General features: G+C 52.5%; 12 protein-coding genes and 1 riboswitch. Of the genes, 6 read left to right on the top strand and 6 right to left on the bottom strand.

The annotated features are described in order from the left end of the window. Window position 1 precedes the first annotated feature (1 nt). From AC3RCL_RS06535 to AC3RCL_RS06510, 6 genes are all read right to left on the bottom strand, one after another. Entirely contained in the window at window positions 2–799 is a 798-nt protein-coding gene (locus tag AC3RCL_RS06535; protein WP_492534969.1) for a type 2 periplasmic-binding domain-containing protein, read from the bottom strand. A gap of 348 nt (window positions 800–1,147) precedes the next feature. Further along, a complete protein-coding gene (locus AC3RCL_RS06530) occupies window positions 1,148–2,149 on the bottom strand; it encodes a hypothetical protein (RefSeq protein WP_492536280.1) in 1,002 nt (333 codons plus the stop codon). 61 nt (window positions 2,150–2,210) lie between these two features. Next, a complete protein-coding gene (locus AC3RCL_RS06525) occupies window positions 2,211–2,753 on the bottom strand; it encodes an RNA polymerase sigma factor (protein WP_009595393.1) in 543 nt (180 codons plus the stop codon). A gap of 213 nt (window positions 2,754–2,966) precedes the next feature. Continuing rightward, window positions 2,967–3,947 carry a DMT family transporter gene (locus AC3RCL_RS06520; RefSeq protein WP_090910621.1) on the bottom strand — a complete coding sequence of 327 codons (981 nt, stop codon included), beginning with the start codon at window positions 3,945–3,947 and terminating at the stop codon, window positions 2,967–2,969. 134 nt (window positions 3,948–4,081) lie between these two features. Further along, window positions 4,082–4,247, bottom strand: a riboswitch (FMN riboswitch). 629 nt (window positions 4,248–4,876) lie between these two features. Then, window positions 4,877–9,988, bottom strand: a complete 5,112-nt coding sequence (locus AC3RCL_RS06515; RefSeq protein ID WP_492534967.1) for a choice-of-anchor I family protein — start codon at window positions 9,986–9,988, stop codon at window positions 4,877–4,879. 233 nt (window positions 9,989–10,221) lie between these two features. Continuing rightward, window positions 10,222–10,431 carry a hypothetical protein gene (locus AC3RCL_RS06510; protein ID WP_036662393.1) on the bottom strand — a complete coding sequence of 70 codons (210 nt, stop codon included), beginning with the start codon at window positions 10,429–10,431 and terminating at the stop codon, window positions 10,222–10,224. A gap of 303 nt (window positions 10,432–10,734) precedes the next feature. Here AC3RCL_RS06510 and AC3RCL_RS06505 point away from each other — a divergent pair, with 303 nt between their 5' ends. From AC3RCL_RS06505 to AC3RCL_RS06480, 6 genes are all read left to right on the top strand, one after another. Next, window positions 10,735–12,966, top strand: coding sequence for a helix-turn-helix domain-containing protein (locus AC3RCL_RS06505; RefSeq protein ID WP_492534966.1), 2,232 nt, complete (start codon window positions 10,735–10,737; stop codon window positions 12,964–12,966). A 357-nt stretch (window positions 12,967–13,323) separates the two neighbouring features. Next, entirely contained in the window at window positions 13,324–14,691 is a 1,368-nt protein-coding gene (locus tag AC3RCL_RS06500; RefSeq protein ID WP_081746291.1) for an ABC transporter substrate-binding protein, read from the top strand. Window positions 14,692–14,771: 80 nt separating this feature from the next. Then, complete coding sequence (locus tag AC3RCL_RS06495; protein WP_176502481.1) at window positions 14,772–15,749, top strand: carbohydrate ABC transporter permease; 978 nt, start codon at window positions 14,772–14,774, stop codon at window positions 15,747–15,749. After that, window positions 15,746–16,585: a carbohydrate ABC transporter permease gene (locus AC3RCL_RS06490; protein ID WP_096775230.1), complete on the top strand. Its 840-nt coding sequence runs from the start codon at window positions 15,746–15,748 to the stop codon at window positions 16,583–16,585. Before AC3RCL_RS06495 ends, AC3RCL_RS06490 begins: the two co-directional genes overlap by 4 nt. 26 nt (window positions 16,586–16,611) lie before the next feature. Then, on the top strand, window positions 16,612–17,616 hold the full coding sequence (locus AC3RCL_RS06485; protein ID WP_492534963.1) for a Gfo/Idh/MocA family protein: 1,005 nt from the start codon (window positions 16,612–16,614) through the stop codon (window positions 17,614–17,616). 79 nt (window positions 17,617–17,695) lie between these two features. Further along, window positions 17,696–18,604, top strand: a complete 909-nt coding sequence (locus tag AC3RCL_RS06480) for an aldose 1-epimerase (RefSeq protein ID WP_492534961.1) — start codon at window positions 17,696–17,698, stop codon at window positions 18,602–18,604. Window positions 18,605–18,685 lie beyond the last annotated feature (81 nt).

Genomic DNA, 18,685 nt, shown 5'->3' with positions numbered 1-18,685 from the left:
GTTATGGTTGCTCTTTATATTTTTTATACGTTTTATTCGCAATCTCCAGGTATTGCCCCACGCCCTGGCTATCCAGCTCTTGCACGAACTTGTCGTACTCGGCGAGATCGCGGTCGCCTAGAATGAACTTCAGCGTGTTCTGATCCGTGTAGTCCTTCAGCGGCGTGCTCAAAAGCGTCACTCGCTCGCGCTCTTCTACCGAGTATGGAATCGGCGGCTCCGGCTTCACAACCGTTTTTGTTTCGCTCATGCTCTTCTGGAACTGCTGCTCTTCCTCGCTAAACATGGATTGCAGCAGCTCGGTCGTGCCGCCGTAAGCGAACACGCCGCCCGAGAAGCCGTGCTCGATCCGCAGATCCTTCGTGCCCTTCGGATTCAGTCCGTTGTAGTTGATGTCGTCCATCAGCTTGCGTACGCCGCCTTCCTTCGTATACGTTACGCCTTCGACGCCCCACTTCGCGAATTCCTGTCCTTCGTCGCTGTAATAGAGCCAGTCGATAAACTGCAGAATGGCTTTGAAATGCTCGCTCTCCTTCACTTTGGATGAGATCATGACCCCGTTCTCGAGTCGGCTGCCGGACATCGGCTGGCCGGCCGGTCCGCCGGGAACCGTGATTTTGCTGATGGCATACTTGCCTTCGCCCAGCGTTTTGTCCATATCGGTGCGGTGCTGGACCACGGTCTGGGAGTTGCCGTTGATGATGAAGGATTTGCCGGTCACGAATTTTTGCACGGCCTGATCGTCATCCTGGGTAAAGCTCTCTTTGTCCAGCAGTCCTTCGTCCACCAGCTTGTGCAATTAAGCGCTTACATATTTGGCTTAAAGAATAGACTCCCTCATTTGGAGCGTTAGATTCAATAGGTCCCGCTGCTGCTTTCACTTATGTAGAGAGTCGTAATTTTGTATACTAGTATAACTAGTATGGTAATTGGTTTCATTGTAATGGACGTTTTCTTCAATTTCAATACATTTTTTTCTCATGTATAAAATTCGGATCCCAAGCTGCAAAAAAACCGTGAGCATTCAGGCTATGGCCTGCTGCTTCACGGTTTTCGGGTTCCATTGCTGCCCGAGGTATTCATCATGGATAAGGGGCAGAAGCCTTCGCTTCTGCCCCTTTATGGTTTCCCCATGCCGGCTTTATATTTATTTCAGCTCCGTCACGTTGCCGTCAATGCTGACGCTTTTGATGTCCATATCCCCCAGAAATACGAGGTTATTCTTGCTGTCCAGATTATACAGCCACTGAAATCCGCTCTTCGTGGTGCTTGTCGAGCTGGCGTGAAGCTTCAATTCCGATCCGTCCGCGGCGATGACCTTAACCTCCGGCGTATAGTCCGGCAGTTTATCCAGCTCACCGTCGGTACGCTTGCCTTCGATGGCTACACCGATGGATGAAACACTAATGGTGTGGAGAGACAGTGCTTCCTTACCCTCATCAATTGCCAGATTCAAACTCTGTTCTCTTTGCTTGCCCGGAGAAATGGTGAATTGCACATTCCAAGGGCCTTCAACGGCTTGGGCGTTGTCCGCTGACATGATTCGATCGGCTGTGATCCGTGCCTTCAGTCCCTCGAGGTCATTCATCGCATCCAACTCAAACACGCCGACAAGCTTTTTGTTGTCGTCAAGAAGCTGCTGCCCCACCATATAATTCACACTCTGCTCCGTTTTCAGTTCAAGTAGGGGGATCGAAGCACCCTCGGGGAATGGCATGCCGTCCTCTTTCGTGAAACTGACCACCAAATAACCGCTGTTGCCGACATAAACCCCTTCTTCAACATTCATGGTTACCCCGGATGCTGTATCCGTCCCTTGTATAGGTGACCGTTCGTCTTCCGCAATCGACGCGGATTGACCGAAGAACTGCTTCAAGCTATCCATGTATTGGCTCGCAAAAGCGGTCGTGCTAAGTATCATAATCATCGCGGCAGCGATAACGATACTGGCTTTATATTTTTTCACTTTCCTGTTTTTAAACACCATCGTTTCCTCCTCTTGAATACGGTTCATCGCTCGGTTCTTGATCCGTTCCATACTGATCTGCTGCGTCAACTCGCGTTCCTCTTCCTCCGTAAGGAGGAGGTCCTCCAGCTCCTGATTGTCGATATTGGCCATGATATCTACAATTCGCCGCTTCACATGCATCCATCCCCTTTCGCAATCGATTTGAAGCTTCACTCCTATAGACACGGTCTTTATAGAAATCCTACGGATTCTCGGTTTCATAATGGATGCGCAGTTTGTCCCTTGCCCGGCGGATCCGGGCGGTGACGGCTTTCTCCTGCATATTCAGCCGGCTTGCAATATCGCGGACTTTCTCTAAATAGAAGTACCTGCGGATGAATATTTCGCGATCCGGTTCGCCCATCCCCTGTACCATGCCGCTTATCGTTTCCTTCTCCTGCCGTAGAATAGCCAGTGCCTCCGCAGAGGGACAAGAAACGGCGTCATCTTCCAATTCGGATTCAATGACCCGCTGCCTCTTTCGCAAGGCATTCAAGGTATGATTACGCGCGGCTATGGCCAGATAAGGCTTGAGACTATCTCCGCGCAGCATGATTTTGGGCCCGTCTGTCCACAGCTTGACCAGCACGTCCCCGGTGATCTCCTCCACATCGAAGGAATTAAACCGCCCTCCTGCCACCTTAGCAACCACCGCGGCTATGTAGCGTGAATAGCGGTCAACCAATGTTTCAAAACATCGCGGATCTTTCCTCGCCAGCCCATCCAGCAATGTCTGATCCTCCATGGGATCCTCCCCCTCTTATATAATCATCTCTGTTGGTAGAACCAAGCCACAAATCCCGTGCTACTATATAAGACACCTTTAATTCCGGAAACCCTACACATCTTTTGAAAAAATAATCGTTTCGCCATGCAAACGGATTGGAGTAGCTTTGCTTGGAGTAACGGCAAAAAAAGCCGACCCCATCGGATCGGCTTTTTCTACAAACGTATGATTTTATTGCAATTGCGGAGAAGCCTCGGATTGCTGTCTCGATATGATGAACAGCACGATCCAAATCAGCAGGAATCCTAGGAGCTGAGGCCCTGTCACGATTTGCTGGAATACAATCCAGTTGATGAGCACGCCCACCATGGGAAAACTCAATTCAGCCAGCGTTGCGACAGAGGCTTTGGTCGTGGTCAGCCCTTTATAGTACACCAGCAAGCTCAGCAGACCCGGCAGCAGTGCCTGCCCGATCAGGTTCAGCGATACCAAGGCAAAGGCGCCTGTGCCCCATGCCGGCATATTCCAAGCTGCCCCTTCGCTCCAAGTAATGACGGTCAGGAGCGGCAGCGCGAGCACGAAACGAAGCGAGGTTACCGTCTCATACTTCAGTTTGCCTACCATCAAGCGTCCCATGACCGTTGAGCCGCCCCATAAGGCTGCTGCGCCTAAGGACAGGAGGCTGCCGACTTGAACAAACTCGTTCCAATGGCCGATCGGCAGGGTTAAGCCGAAGGTGAGCAAATACGTGCCTGCCAAAGCGATGATAAGCAGGATTCCAAAATGGCGCGGAAGCTTCTCTTTCAGAAGCAGGCTGGCCAGAATGATGGCAAACAGCGGCTGCAGCTTCTGCAGCAGCAGGACGGCATTCAGATTGCCGCTCGACAGCCCCATCGTGAACAATACGGTAGCCAATGCCGAACCGCCCCAGGATATAAACAGCAGTGCGCCGACATGATTCCAGCCCAGGCTCTTAAGTTCCTCCCGGTTCTTCCACAATACAGGAATCGCAATCAAGGAAATAATGATATGTTCGAGCAAAACGATCTGAGCCGAAGTCAGATTCTTGAGCAGAATGACCCGAAATAACGGGTCAACGCCCCACAGGGCGGCCCCCAAAACAACGAGCCAGAACCCTCCTTTAAAACGTCGACTTGCCTGTGTGTCGGAACCATAAGGTTTCACCTTGATCCCGGTATTCATATTACTCATCTTGCCCTCTCCTGTCTTGAATACGGAGGTCTTACTAGCAGAAAGCCCCCGTCATCGGCATGGCCGACGTATACGGGGGCTGATCAAATAAGCCTGCGCCAAAATGGAATATTCGCATTCACGGCAAACTCATCTTTGATCTTCTCCCATCCGGACTTTACCGTCGGCCTTGGAATTGCACCAAGTCAGTCGCTGCATTCATGTTGGCTACAGAACGCAGAGAGTCGCGGGCTTGGTTCATTCGCGAAGGAACGAACCATCACCGCCGGTCAGGAATTTCACCTTACCCCGAAGATCCATATTCATGTTTTATTTTGGTCGTGCCATCAAACTGATTGACCGATAATTCCTATAAACTTAGTTGTTATATTGAAATTATAACATGAACCCTTTCATGTAAATACATCTATTTTCAAAATAAACGAAATTAGACTTGAATACAATGAAAAATCTCACGTTCATCCAATACTTACTGAGAATTATACAGCAAGTATCAATTTGTTACCAGCGTGATTTTTTACCATCTTCTCGCGTTTATCTCGAATACCTTCTGCCTTGAACAGCAGCCGCTCCTGCCCGAAGATTCAGCAGCTCCAGCGCTTCCTCGGTATTAAGGCTCACTCCGTTCCCATAAGGCTTAGATACCAGCCGAGAACACTCTCCGCAGCTGCTTCCTCCGATTGCTTCGTCTCACTCAGCAATGCTTTGCTTCCACTTCCAAATATGTATGTTCAGATTCAATGCGCATGAACTCACATCCTTGTCAGATCGTTAACAGGTCGTTATTTCTAACCCTTATTAAATGCATGGATGCCTGATCGCTTGGCTTTAACCGATCGTCATCTGCCTGAGTATGCAAAAAGACCGCCCTCAAGGTTTCAATCCACCTTAAGAACGGTCTAATCGCATGAAATGCTATCCCGCTTCGATTAGCTCATAAACTCCAACGCTGCCAAAGTACGCTTCAGCACGAGTGCTGCTTGCGCACGCGTGACCGCATCGAGTGCTCCGAAATTGCCGTTGTTGTCACCCTGTACGATGCCTTGCTTAGTAAGACTGGCCACATGGGCCGCCGCCCATGCCGGGATGGATGCCTGATCCTTGAATCCGGCAGCGGCATTCGCACCCTGATTCGATAGATCTGCCGGATTCACCGCCTCCATGGCCCGGGTGATCATTACAGCCATCTCCGCTCGGGTCATGCTGGCATTCGGCGAGAAGGCACCGCCGTTGCCGCCCTCGATCAAGCCGTAGCGCGAGGCTGCGCCAATCTCGCCGGCATACGCGGAATGATCCTGAACATCCTTGAATGCACCGCTCTCGATGACCGGGCTGAGCCCCATCGCACGGACGAGCATGGCCGTAAATTCAGCTCGCGTGATCGCCTTGCCCGGTGCATAGGAGTCCGCGTTGACTCCGTTCACGAGCAGCTTGGAAGCCATGGATTCGATTTCCGATTGCGCCCAGTGGCCGTCAAGATCCGCAAACGTCTTCTTGTATTGCAGCAGCGCATAAACGCCGTTTCCGGCATGCTTGACTTCGATCGCCGCTTTACCGTTCCATGTCGTCCTTACGGCCGGTACAAACCGGAAAGTCCCCGCCGCTTCGTCATAAATGACGGCAGCAAGCGAATCCGGATTCATCCCTGCCGGCAGCGGCATGATACGGCTGATGACGCGCTTCCCGAAATCCTTCAGTTCCTGTTCTGCGCCAGGCGCTCCAACCGCTGCGCCGAACCGCAGTCCTCCATTCGCTGCCAACGAGGCGCCCATGGAAGAGGCCTTGCTTGTCATAGCGTCCGCTACCTTGCCTGCTGCCGGAGCCACCGACACCTTCACCTCGATGCCGCCGGACCCTTGTGCCGTCTCCAGAGCCTCATCCAGAGGCAGAGCCGTTATCGGAAGACGGAAGGCTCCAAGTGCGGTCTCCAGCACCAGGGTTGCCTTCGGATTCCGTTCCATGGCCTGCTTCAGGCCTGCTGCCGGAAGGGACAGCTCCGCGGCACGGTTCAGTTCAGGAGCCCGAATAATCAGTTCCTGCTGCCCGTTCGCGGATAATTCGGTCAAGGCCTTTTTCCACGCCTCTTCCTTTACCGTAATGCGGTCCATCGTTCCGCCCGCAGCGGCGCTAATATTCAAACTATTGCCTGTCATCACGTTCGGCTCGGAGGTATTACCGCCCGTGGAAGGAGGATTAGGCTGCGTTGTCGGCAGCGTTACCGAACCGCCTCCCGAACCGCCTGATCCCGATCCAGGAGAAGAGCCGTCGCCAGGATTTGCCGGCTTCTTCTGCTCCGTAATTCGGCCCTCGACCTTCGGCGACACCTTACCGCCCAGCTTGTTCACATATTCCATGAAAATTTCATAATCCGGGTAACCCAGATCCTCGTTGTATTTCCCTTCGGCAATCGCATCGGCAAAGGATTTGTATCCATCTCCGCCCTTGGCTACAAAACTGTTCGTTGCCATCCGGTACGTTTCGGTCAATACCAGAGGTTTGTAGCTTCCGTCTTTCATGATCTGTACGTCGAACACTTTATCTCCTGCCGGTGCGCTAGGATCCCACTTGAATTTCATCCCGGCGATTTGCGGGAACTTCCCTGGCAGATCCGCCAGTTTGGCACCGCTTATTCCGTTTTCCAGCCCGTCTTTCAGCTGCTGTCCGGTGACGTCCATAACAAACAGCGTATTTCCGAAAGGCATCACCGTACGCAGCTCGCCCATCGTAATATCGCCTTCATCAATCGCGGCGCGGATGCCTCCGCCATTCGTGAGGGCAATATCGGCGTTTTTCAGCTCTTTGGCTTTAACCAGCATGCCGTCGGCAATCAGATTGCCCAGGTTCGTCTCCTTGGAGCGGACATTCTCGCGTTTGCCGTCAAGCTCGACTCCGGCAATGCCGATAACCTGCTTCATCAGTTCTTCCAATTCCGCTTTGTAAGGAGCCAGCATATCCTTCGCTTGCGTGTCTTCCTGGACCGTGTTGTCTACCGGGATCAGCTTCCCGCCAAGTTCGCCGTCTCCCACGAGAACGACGCCGTTTTTATCAAACTGCAGATCTACCCGGCCGAGGAACTTGCCCCATTCATTCGCTTGAACGATGACGGTAGGGGTATGATGCTGACTGTCCGTCACCACTTCCGGCGCGTTTAGCGTCGTATGGGTATGACCTCCGACGATGAGGTCGATGCCTTCGACGGCTTCGGCCAGCGCCAGATCTTTGGCGTACCCTAGATGGGACAGGGCGATGATCTTGTCCAGCCCCTCCTTCTCCATCGCCTCAACGGTAGCCTGAGCCGAGTTCACCGCGTCACGGAAGACCACGTCTTTACCCGGGCTGGAGGTTTCCGCGGTATCTTCGGTCGTTAAACCGAACACCCCGACCTTCTGGCCGTCAACCAGCAGTATCACGTATGGGTATACCCCGCTATTTGCCATCGTCTTGGGCTGATCGGTATCGATAACCGCCGGCTTGTTAATCAAATGTGAAATGTTAGCGTCGCGGCTAAGATCCACGTTCGCGCTGACGAGCGGGAAATGCGCCTTGCTCACGAAATCCGCAAGCGTCTTGGTGCCTTGATCGAATTCATGATTACCGAACGTCATCGCGTCATACCCCATATAGTTCATGAAGGCCAGATCAGCCAGCCCAAACCATTTGGTGAAATACAGATCGCCGGAAAAGACGTCCCCAGCATCCAGCAGCAGGCTGTTTCCGCCTTCGCTGCGGATCTCCTGAACCAGCGTAGCCCGTCTGGCCACTTCCGCCAGATGCGCATGGGTATCGTTGGTATGCATCACCGTTAACTTCCACGGTTCTCCATCCGGCGAACCGTCCGTTACGTTAACCGATACTTCCGCCGAACCGTAGCCATCCTTGCTCAGGACGGTGATCACGGCTTCTCCTGCGGATACCGGCGTAACCAGGCCGTTTTGGTCCACGGCGGCTACCGTTTCGTCGGAGGAACGCCAAGCCAGCTCGGCCGATCCGCCCTGAACGGGCTCAACGCTTGCTTGCAACGGTTCCGGGGACCCGCCCGTTTTCAACGTGAGCGATGGCTTATCCACCGTAATTTTGGTCACCTGAAGCTCCAGCAGCACCACCGTTCCGCTAACTTCATTCGCAACCAGCAGCAGCGGGCGTCCTGTTTTGCTGTCCGAAGCCGGAATAAAGTCCAGTCCCTCCGGTCCGGAATCCGATTGGATGCCTCCGTTGAAATCCCGCGAGTTGAAGTAGTTCAGGAACGCCGGCGCGGCCGGATCCGTTACGTCATAGGTCATGACGCCGCCAATGCGCTCCAGTCCGACAAAAGCCAGCGTCTTCTGTCCGACCTTGCCCACGGCAACATATTCCGGCTCCGGGCCTTTCTTGGCGCTGCGGCTGTCCAGATCGGTTTTGTCATTGCTTGCATTGAAATGATTCGGCAAGCGCTCCGCCGTAATCTTCTCAAAATCACTGCCGCTGTCGTATGTCTGGGACAAATCCGCCGCATTCCAGATGGAGAAGGAACGCCCCCCATACAGATACAGCCCTTCATTGCCCATATCGCTCGCAACTTCAACCTTGTCATAGGTTGTCCCTTTGCCAGCCAGGAATTGGGCTGCCGGCGACGATGGATCCAGATTGGATTTCATTTTGCCGATGTCGCTTTCATTGCTTCGGTCATCCCAGCCGGTAGCGTCCCCTTCGTTCGCGGACAGAATATACTGCTGCCCGTTCACGCTGTAGGTCGCAATTCCGTCCGGCATATACATGCCGTAAAAAGGAACATTCTCAAACTTGATTTGTCCATCCTTCAGGAGGTCGAGCTGATTTTCCGGTTGATTGAAATCCTTATATCCGAGTCCCCGGACCGATTGAACCCGCTTCGAGGCGATATCGACCACGGCTATCGCATTGTTTTCCTGCAGGGCCACGTACGCTGTCAGCTCGTCCTCCGACAATGCGATGTATTCGGGCTCCAGATCATGGACGGCATCGTTTTTCGTTCCGGTGCTGCGAATTTGGCCGTCCGCTTCTACATTCCCGCGAATATGCACCCGATCGTCAATGATCGACGGGTCATCGAACTTCAAATGGCTTACTTCGCCAGCCAAAGTATCGATAATCGTGATGCTTCCTTCCGGATCCGGTGCGGTCTCCGTGCGGGGCTCGCCTTCATCCGCCGTCAGGATATAACGGCCATCGGACGTGTACTTGACCATATCCGGCTGAACGCCTGTTTCATAAGATCCGATCAAACCGCCGTCATAGTCGAGCACCAGGACCTTGCCGGCTTTCGTATGATCCTGCTCCTGAACGGCAACCACGACCTGCTTCGTCTTGGTGTTGATATCCACGCTGGTCAAGTCTCCATACAGGAAACCGCCCGTGTTCGCCAAATCTTCTACATGGATCTGCTTGTCCTTAACCAAGCTGCCATCGGCGCCTAGAGACACGATTTCGAGACTGGCCGGCTGGGTCGATCCGTTAACCAAATAGAGCTTCCCGTTATCTTTGTTGTATTTTACAATCTCCGCTACGCCGCCATCCTTGTTGGAAGTACCTACGGAATAATGTCCGATCATCTTCATGGCCAGCTTGTCGGCCACAGGTGCGGGACGCTTGCCCAATATTTGCAATTTCACAACCGACTGGGCCGTAGCAGGTAAGGCTGCACTATCCTGTACCGTTACCTCAACCGTATGCTCGCCCTCTTGGCCAGCCGCAGGCGTACCTGAAATGGCTCCCGTATCGGACGCAAGGGTCAAGCCTGCCGGTAAACCTGTCGCGGAGAACGTATACGGCGCTTGTCCACCATATACCTCTACGGTGACCGCATACGGCTCATCCGCATATGCATCCGGAAAGATCATATCGGTAATGCCCAAATCCACGGCAGCTATAGCTGCATCTTGTGATGTCGTCTCCATGCTGGCGGTCTGGAGCAATTCCTGCCCCTCGCCAGCATTCACGCTGCCCCCCGAAAATAGAGAGGCCATCGTGATTTCCGCTGCCATCAACAGCGAGACTACTTTCATGCTTTTATGCTTCAACTCCATATCCCCTCTTCTACCTTATTTACATTCAAGTGTAAGGAGGAAGTGTTAACGGATGCTCAACATCAGTCGCGGTTTATGTAAAATGGCTCCGAGCAGCAAAAAAAAGCCTCGACCTCCAAGTCGGGCTTCCCAGAGCAGCAGCTGCATTCGAGCTGGCGGCTTCCTTATTCTTTTCTTCCATATGTATTTCGGTCTGCTTATAACATGCGCCAGCCTCGGATCATCTCACCCCTTCAATCAAAAACCCCGAAATGCCGCAATGTTGCAATCGTGATCAGGATGAACCACCGAATGAGAATGATCCCCCAAACGATAAGAAGACCTTGGAACAGCCGCTCAACCATCCATTCGATCTTCTTGTTTGACGTATATCTGCGCCTCTGCTTAAAAAACCACGCCGCGAATCCTTTGGGAATATCGCTGAAAGTTGTCTTTGGCTCCATTGGCTGCGTCCTCCTCCATTTTCTATCGATTAGCATGTCGGATATACAACGCAAGTCTTCGGTTGAACCGTTTCTTGAATTTTATCATGTTTAATGGAAAAATCTACCATACATCATGTTTCTTTGTCACATTTCCGACAATATTGTAGTCAAATCGACATGATGTCTGATAAACTAACATAAAGAATTGCTATTTGTAACACAAACACTTCACAAGAATAACAGCCGAAGATCTATTCATGACTATTCGAAGGCCATAACGTGTGCATATCATTTATGTTTGCCTAGGAAAGAGGAACCAACATGAATCGTAACTGGTTTACGCGGATGCTTATGCTGTATATCCCTGCTTTTCTGATCGTCCCCGCCTTTTTATTTTTCGTCTTTTTTCAATCATTGAGCGAAAGCAACCGAAAGGATGCCGAGCGTTCCAATGCTTTCGTAACCCAGCAAGCGATGCTGATGATCGATACGTCGTTGTCTTCCCTGGATCAGAAAATTTCGCTTGAGATGCTGCGCAATCGAAAGGTCATCTCCTTTTTCTCCAGAAGCACGGAAAAGAATCTGCCCCTTCAGGTGGACGTGATGAATCTATTGCGCGATTTAAAAATGACCAATCCTCTGATTCATTCCATTTACATGGTTCAAGCGGATCATAATCAAGTCCTCAATGAAAGCACAAGCTATTCCTTGGATCAATATGCCGATAACGCCTTCATCCGCTCCAAGCTGGAAGCACCCAACAGCCATTGGTCGGATACCAGGCTGTATAAGGAGCTTCCGTCCGACAAAGGGGTCCCCGTCGTCTCATTGACGCGCAGCGTTTCCATCTTCTCCAAGCATCATGGGTTAATCGTCGTTAATGTAAGCGCTGACGCCCTGCAGGGAATGCTTCTTCAAATGCACGACCCGTCTTCCCGCATACTAAGCCTATATGATACACAAGGGAACAGCGTGTTCGATATGGCAAAATCGGAGACTTCCGTCAGCAGGAGCGGAACCAGCAACGGCGCCCTTCAGTCGGAAGCGAATTCCGACTATACGGGCTGGCGCATCGTTAGCAGCGTTCAAGGAGCGGATACCTTCAATTTCATCATCAGCCTATCGAATATTTGGTTTATTGCCGGTTTGCTTCTCTGTGCCGTTTCGGTCGCCTGGATCGTCTACGTGACGCTGCAAAATTACAGGCCCATTCAGCGCCTGGTCAACCAGCTGCAGCAGCTATCCTCCAAGGAGGACGCCCCGGAGGAAATCCATAAAAACGAATTTACGTTCATCAATTCTAAATTGCAAAACATGATTGATCAGAACGCAAGATTCCAGCTTCAGTTCGAGGAGGATTTGAAGGCCCAGCAAAATTTTTTCGTGTATGAGTTGCTGGAAGGGACGCGTTCCTTCGATTTGAAGGAATGGGAGAAGGAATCGGCCAAGCATGGCCTGCCCGTGCTGTTTGGCAAGCAGCTGGTTTTTGTCCTGGAAGTGGATCACCGTTCCGAGTGGAGCGCAAATTACGGTCAGATGCAGCATGGCACTCAGCAAAAAGCCATCGAAACCATCATCCTGGAAGCGGCGTCGGATCATGCCTGCGAGGTGAAGCTGCTCTGGGTATCCTTGCACCAGCTTGCTTGCATTCTGGTCATATCGCCAGAAGCGGAGAAGCTGGCATTCGAGGCACTCTCCTTCGCGGAAGAATGCCAGCGCCGATTTGCCGATGCCTTATCGTTCACCTTATCCGTCGGCCTCGGGGAGCCGGTCGAGCATCCGGACAATCTGCATGATTCATACCATGAGGCATTGGATGCCCTGCAAACGAAGCCCGTCAATCGAAGTGCCATGATCATTCCTTATTCGTCCGATCCCTTATCGAAGGATCATAGTTTTCATTATTTTCAAAAGGTTGACCGGATCGTTGACGCCTTCCGACTCCAAGAAGCCAAGTGGAAGACGGATATGCAGGCGCTCTTTCAGAACATGCTGGAAGAAGGCATATCGCGCCGGGGCGCAAGCAGCGTGCTGCATTACCTGACCTATCATCTGAACAAAACGGCTTCCGGAATGAACGACGAATACTACCTGCTCTGGAAAACAGAAACGATGCCGGCACTCGACCAGGTTCAAAAAGAAATCGACCTGCCGGAGGATTGGACGCAGATGGTGCTTCAGCTTCTGGAGCAATTTGCCGAACGGCTGGATACGCAGCGGAATCTGCGAAGCCAGGGAAACCTCGTCCAAGAGGTTAAGGCCTATATTGAAAAGCATTATACGAAGGCGGAACTATCCCTTGATTACCTGCAGGACAAGTTCGGGATCAGCGGCAAATATTTGAGCAGATTGTTCAAGGAAGAGTACGGCTTGAAATTCGTGGACTTTTTGATTGATTTACGAATTCAGGAAGCGAAACGGCTCCTCACGGAAAGCGCATTGTCTGTACAGGAAATTACGGAGAGGGTCGGTTACAGCAGCCCGATTTCATTTGCCAGGACTTTCAAAAAAATTACCGGCGTCCCCCCGATGGATTACCGCAAAGGCAAATAAAACGGCGCAGAACCTAAACATCAAACGAAGGTCGAGAAGGACATAATATGGTCCCTCGGCCTTTTCCCGTTTATCCGTAGTGGCTCCTGCCCGCGCAGCCATTCCCATCGGGCGCAAAGTAGAAAATAGTTCCGGGTAGAGAAAAGTTTTTTGTGATTTATATTACATACATTTTCCAGTGTTATTTAAATTGCCATCGCGGTAACGTTTACACTAACACTAGATTCGCCTTTCGGTTTGTTAAGTGAAAAGTGTTTGTTGTCTGGCCTGGCAGCAGGTGTTTTTATTAAGGGCAAGGAACGGCGCCTCACCGCGCTTTCCACCATAACCAAAAAACCAGAAGGGGATGAACTAGCAATGGTAGACAGAAACAGAAAGAAAAAGGGATGGACGGCGCTGATCGCTGCAGCCGTTACGTTATCAACCGTATTAAGCGCCTGCTCGGGTGGCAAGGAACCGGCCTCCGCAAGCAACGCCCCGTCCGACGGCGATCCAATTACGATCTCGTTCGAGACGTCGGTATACGCCGAAGAACCTCATAAGAAGGCAATCGATGCACTCATTGCCAAATACAATGAAACCCACCCAAACGTCACCATCAAAGTTCATGGAACAGACTACGAGAATTACTGGGATAAACTGACCACCGAGATTCTGGCAGGTACGCAGGGCGACATCGTTCAGGTATACCCGGAGAATATCGCCACTTATAATGCGCTGCAGAGCGGGGGCACCTTCGTGAATCTCGACGAGAAGATTCAAGCGAGCGGACTTGAGGACAAGCTTGTCGGACAGGAACTGAGCAAGGTGGACGGCTCTTATTATGCCTTATCCAATTACGCATGGGGATCAACCGGCATTTTCTACAGCAAATCGATGTTTGAAGCCGCCGGAATCGATCCGGCCTCCATTCAAACGATGGATGATTTCAAAGAAGCCGCCATACAGCTTGGCGGTGTTAAAGACGGACAATACGGGTTCTCCAGCGTCATCGGCACCCATCCCTTTATCGCCTCGGAATGGTACCGGCTGCTCGCTCGTCCCGTATCGGGAGGCATTTACTTCCCGGACGGCGAAGCTGGCCCTTACGAGGCCGACCGGATTAACGTCAATTCCGCACCAAACGTTTGGGCAGCGGAGTGGTGGCAGGATCTGATCAAGAACCCGCAGGCCACGCCTCCGGGAACCCGCGACAAGAAGGTCAGCCGCGAGATGTTCTGGAACGGCCAGGCCGGCATGATGATGGATGGTCCCTGGTTTATCGGCATGACCAAAGAACGCGATGAAGCTTTAATGAACGACCTGGGGCTCATGCCGCAGCCTTCCGTCGTATACGAAGGCCAAACCTATAAACCGAACCCGCACAATTATCCGATCGTGTCGATGATTTCCAAAGACAGCAAGCATCCTGACGAAGCTTGGGAGTTCCTTGAATGGATGACCTCCCGGGAAGCGCAGCAAATTATTGCCGGTTCCGGCATGATCCCGAGCAGCAAGGAATACGCCGAATCCGAAGAATACAAAACGGAGAATCCGCTGGCTGCCCAATTCTTCGATTTCCAGGAGAATGTATACGCCCCGGCCGTGATGGACCCGCCCATCCCTGAACTCGGCTCCCTGTCCCAAATTCTGATCAATGCCGCGCAGGAGATGTTCGTCGGCATGAAAGACGCCAAGACGGCGCTGGATAGCGCGGCTGAGCAGATGAAAGACACGATGCATTAAGAGGCATTCGAATACATCAAACGATTGAAGCTGCCCGGCTCCACTGCCGGGTAGCACTTACATCATAAGGAGGTGGGGGAATGAATCCAACGCGAACGGATGTGACAAGCAGGCAAACTCCCTTGCCGTTGAAGAGAGCTTCGAAGGCCAAGCGATTATGGCTGGAGGAAAAACGGCATTTCAAAAAAAATACAGCCGCCTATTTATTTATTGCACCGCTGGCCATTACCGTTGCTCTTGTACTCCTCTATCCGATTTTGAAATCGGCGCTCATGAGCGTGCAGTACTGGAAGGTTGCGAAGCCGATTGCCGAAGGCAATCCCTTCGTAGGCTTGGACAACTATGCAGCCGCCATCCAGTCGGGGCATTTCCTGAAATCGTTGGGCATTACCTTTCTATACATTATCGTGACGGTGGTTCTGCGTTTCCTGCTGGGAATCGGTACGGCCGTCCTGCTGAACATTCCCTTTAAGGGCCGAGGACTCGTAAGAGCGCTGGTGATCATCCCATGGGCCGTCCCTGAAGTCGTTGCTTGTCTCGTATTTATTCTGATGTATGATTACCAATTCGGCGTGATCAACGATCTCCTGCTGAAGCTCAACCTGTTGTCCAATCCGGTCGCTTTCCTCGGGGAAGCCGACACCGCGCTCTGGGCAGCCATGTTCGTCAATGTATGGAAGGGCTTCCCGTTCGCCGCCATCATGCTGCTCGCCGGTCTGCAGAGCATATCCAAAAGCTTGTACGAAGCGGCGGAAATCGACGGTGCCTCGAAATGGCGCCAGTTTCTCAGCATTACCTTCCCGATGTTAAAGCCCGTATCCGTCATCGTCTTCCTGCTGCTGATCATCTGGACCATCAAGGATTTCGGCATCGTCTACGTCCTCACCGGGGGCGGACCGAGCCGGGTAACCGAAATACTGACCATTTTTATCTACAGGGCAGGGTTCAAATCGTTTGACTTCGGTTTGGCTTCCGCTGCGGGGATGATCCTGCTGGCCATCTCCATCGTATTCACCGTGATGTACATGAAAGCAACGAAGGCAGGTGAGATGTCATGAGTAAAGGGATCAGCAAAATCATCGTATATGCATGCGCCGTTCTCATTTCGTTGTTTGCCGTATCCCCTTTCCTATGGATGATCCTGACTTCGTTGAAGCCTCAGGCCGAAATCTACAGTACGCCGCTGACGTATCTTCCTCAAGAGCTTCATTGGGAGGGGTACAAGGGCATGCTGAATCCCCATGCGGACGACAGCGCCAACTTTATGAAATGGTTCGGCAATACGGCGTTTGTCTCGCTGCTAACGACGGTATTCTCTCTTATCATCTCCGCCTTTGGCGGCTATGCGATGTCCCGGTTCGGTTTCCGGGGACGGATGTCGCTCGGATATATCATCTTGTTGACGCAGATGCTCCCCGGCTCGCTGCTCATTATTCCGCTGTACCTGATCATGAAGGATTACAATCTGCTGAACTCCCATCTGGGTCTCGTCATTGCCTATACCACTTTTGCGGTACCGTTCTGTACCTGGATGCTGAAGGGCTACTTCGACAGCGTATCCCAGTCCATCGATGAAGCTGCGAGCGTTGACGGTGCCAACCGCTTCACAACCTTTATCCGGATTTTGCTCCCGCTCACGCTTCCCGGACTCGTGGTAACCGGCATCTTCTCTTTCTTAACCAGCTGGAACGAGTTTATGTTTGCCCAGACGTTCATCAGCGATTACGACAAATGGACGCTGTCAGTCGGCATCGCCAGCTTTCAGGGACAGTATGTCGTCAACTGGGATTACCTCATGGCGGGCTCCGTCATAACCACGCTTCCGATCGTGATTGCGTTCTGGCTGCTGCAAAAGCATCTGGTCAGCGGAATGACCGCCGGAGCCGTTAAATAAAGCTAACCATTCAAGGAGGGGTTACAATGATCAAATTCGGAATCGTAGGCATGGGGATTCGCGGCAGCATGTTCGCCGATACCCTCAGCCAAAATCCTTATGCGTCGCTGGCCGCGGTCAGCGACGCTTATGAAACTACCCTGAACGCGAGCATAGAGAAATACGGGGTTCCCGGCTATTTGCAAGTTGAGGATATGCTCGAAAGCGAGGCTTTGGATGCCATCGTGATTGCCACGCCGGATTTCCTGCATAAAAAGCCCGTTATGCTCGCGGCTAAGCAAGGCATCCATATCATGGTCGAAAAACCCTTCTCCACCTCCGTAGAGGAGGCCGAGGAAATGTACGCCGCGGTAGAGAAAACGGGCATCAAATGCCTCGTCGCATTCGAGAATCGCTGGAATTCTCCTTTCGTTGCGGTTAAGGAAGCCGTCCGGAATGGGGACATTGGCCATATTCTGACCATCAACACCCGCTTGAATGACACCATCTACGTGCCTACCAAAATGCTGAAATGGGCCGGGGAATCCACGCCGGGCTGGTTCCTATTCCCGCATGCGACGGATATTGCCTTATGGCTGAAGAGCGGGGTTCTGCCGGTCAGCGTCTACGCGGTAGGGACGAAGAAGAAATTGGCCGGGATGGGGATCGACACCTACGATTCCATGCAAACGATCGTATCCTTCGACGATGGCACGCATGCAACATTCACGACCAGCTGGGTGCTGCCCGAATCGATGCCGCTGATCTATGACTTCAAAGTCGAGATCATCGGCGAGGACGGGGCATTGTATGTCGACTTATCCGATCAAATGGTCCGTAAGGGCGGCAGCGTCTACAGTCATGTCCATACGCTCGGCACGCCCATCAACGGCCAATATACCGCGGCGCCCCATTATATGCTCCATTCCTTTGTCGATCATATCCGCCTGGATACGATGCCCGAATCGGGCGCAGCTGCCGGCCTGCTGAATACCAAGCTGGTACATGCCATCCATCGCTCCGTCTTAAGCGGACAGGTTGAGCAGGTGTGACATGGAGGCATGCCCAGCGCTTGAATCATGCACTTTTCTTGACATGCCTGCAGTGAGGGCCGAAAATGATCGCTTATCCATGACGGTGGTTCCGGGATGGGGGAGCAGAGTCATCTCGCTGCGCTGGAAACCATCGGACACCGAATTGCTGCGCACGCCGCCTTCCATGACGGAATATGAGCGGACACCCTTCTTATACGGCATGCCTGTCTTATTTCCGCCCAACCGGATCGAGAACGGCAGCTTTACCTTTGAAGGCCGCCCCTATCAATTCCGCATCAATGAGCCGCAGCATCACAATCATGCGCACGGACTTGTTCATGACGAAGCATGGGAAGTCGGACGCTGCTGGACCAAGGGGAATCGGGCCGTGATCGAAACCGTGTTCTCTTCGAGAGGCCGCCCTGCGGTCATGTCGCAATTTCCGCATGAGTTCTCGATCCTTCTGCGCATGAGCATTGACGGCGCTTCGTTCAGGCAGACGGCAGAAATCCGCAACAAAAGCAAACACTCTTTTCCATGGGGATTGGGGTATCATACCACCTTCCGCTTTCCCTTCGGGGATGCGGAAGCTCAGGAGCGCTGCACGCTGCGGGCGCCTGTCTGGAAACGATGGGTTCTTAACGACCGGGTGCTGCCGACCGGGGAGCTCGCTCATGACTTCCGCAGCAGAGGCCTGCGGGACGGCATTTCCGTCAGTCAGTTCCCGCTCGATGATCTGTTCCTTGCCATGCCGGAAGACCGTAACGAAGCCGTATTAACCGATCCGGGGGCTGGCCTCAGGGTTACCTACCGCGCGGATGACGCCTTCAAGCATTGGGTGCTGCACAATGGCGATGGGGCGAGCGGTTATCTATGTCCCGAGCCTTATACTTGCGCTACCAATGCCTTCAACCTGGGGATGGATCCGGAAATCACCGGCATGCAGGTGCTGGGGCCTGGCAGGAGCGCCCTGCTGTTCTGTACCATCCATGTGGAAGAACTCTGATTCACCTCGACTAAAACCATGACAAAAGCGGTCCGCTAGCAAGGATGTTTCCTTGAACGGGCCGCTTTCCCAGTTTGTTAT

This window comes from Paenibacillus sp. MT86 (assembly GCF_058792535.1).
This window is presented reverse-complemented; position numbering and strand designations above follow the sequence as displayed.

What these genes read in the sequence shown, in the direction of transcription:
- AC3RCL_RS06490 (WP_096775230.1), top strand. Translation starts at nt 15,746, where the DNA reads ATGAGTAAAGGGATCAGCAAAATCATCGTATATGCATGCGCCGTTCTC.
- AC3RCL_RS06505 (WP_492534966.1), top strand. Translation starts at nt 10,735, where the DNA reads ATGAATCGTAACTGGTTTACGCGGATGCTTATGCTGTATATCCCTGCT.
- AC3RCL_RS06510 (WP_036662393.1), bottom strand. Translation starts at nt 10,431, where the DNA reads ATGGAGCCAAAGACAACTTTCAGCGATATTCCCAAAGGATTCGCGGCG.
- AC3RCL_RS06515 (WP_492534967.1), bottom strand. Translation starts at nt 9,988, where the DNA reads ATGGAGTTGAAGCATAAAAGCATGAAAGTAGTCTCGCTGTTGATGGCA.
- AC3RCL_RS06530 (WP_492536280.1), bottom strand. Translation starts at nt 2,149, where the DNA reads ATGCATGTGAAGCGGCGAATTGTAGATATCATGGCCAATATCGACAAT.
- AC3RCL_RS06520 (WP_090910621.1), bottom strand. Translation starts at nt 3,947, where the DNA reads ATGAGTAATATGAATACCGGGATCAAGGTGAAACCTTATGGTTCCGAC.
- AC3RCL_RS06495 (WP_176502481.1), top strand. Translation starts at nt 14,772, where the DNA reads ATGAATCCAACGCGAACGGATGTGACAAGCAGGCAAACTCCCTTGCCG.
- AC3RCL_RS06480 (WP_492534961.1), top strand. Translation starts at nt 17,696, where the DNA reads ATGACGGTGGTTCCGGGATGGGGGAGCAGAGTCATCTCGCTGCGCTGG.
- AC3RCL_RS06485 (WP_492534963.1), top strand. Translation starts at nt 16,612, where the DNA reads ATGATCAAATTCGGAATCGTAGGCATGGGGATTCGCGGCAGCATGTTC.
- AC3RCL_RS06525 (WP_009595393.1), bottom strand. Translation starts at nt 2,753, where the DNA reads ATGGAGGATCAGACATTGCTGGATGGGCTGGCGAGGAAAGATCCGCGA.
- AC3RCL_RS06500 (WP_081746291.1), top strand. Translation starts at nt 13,324, where the DNA reads ATGGTAGACAGAAACAGAAAGAAAAAGGGATGGACGGCGCTGATCGCT.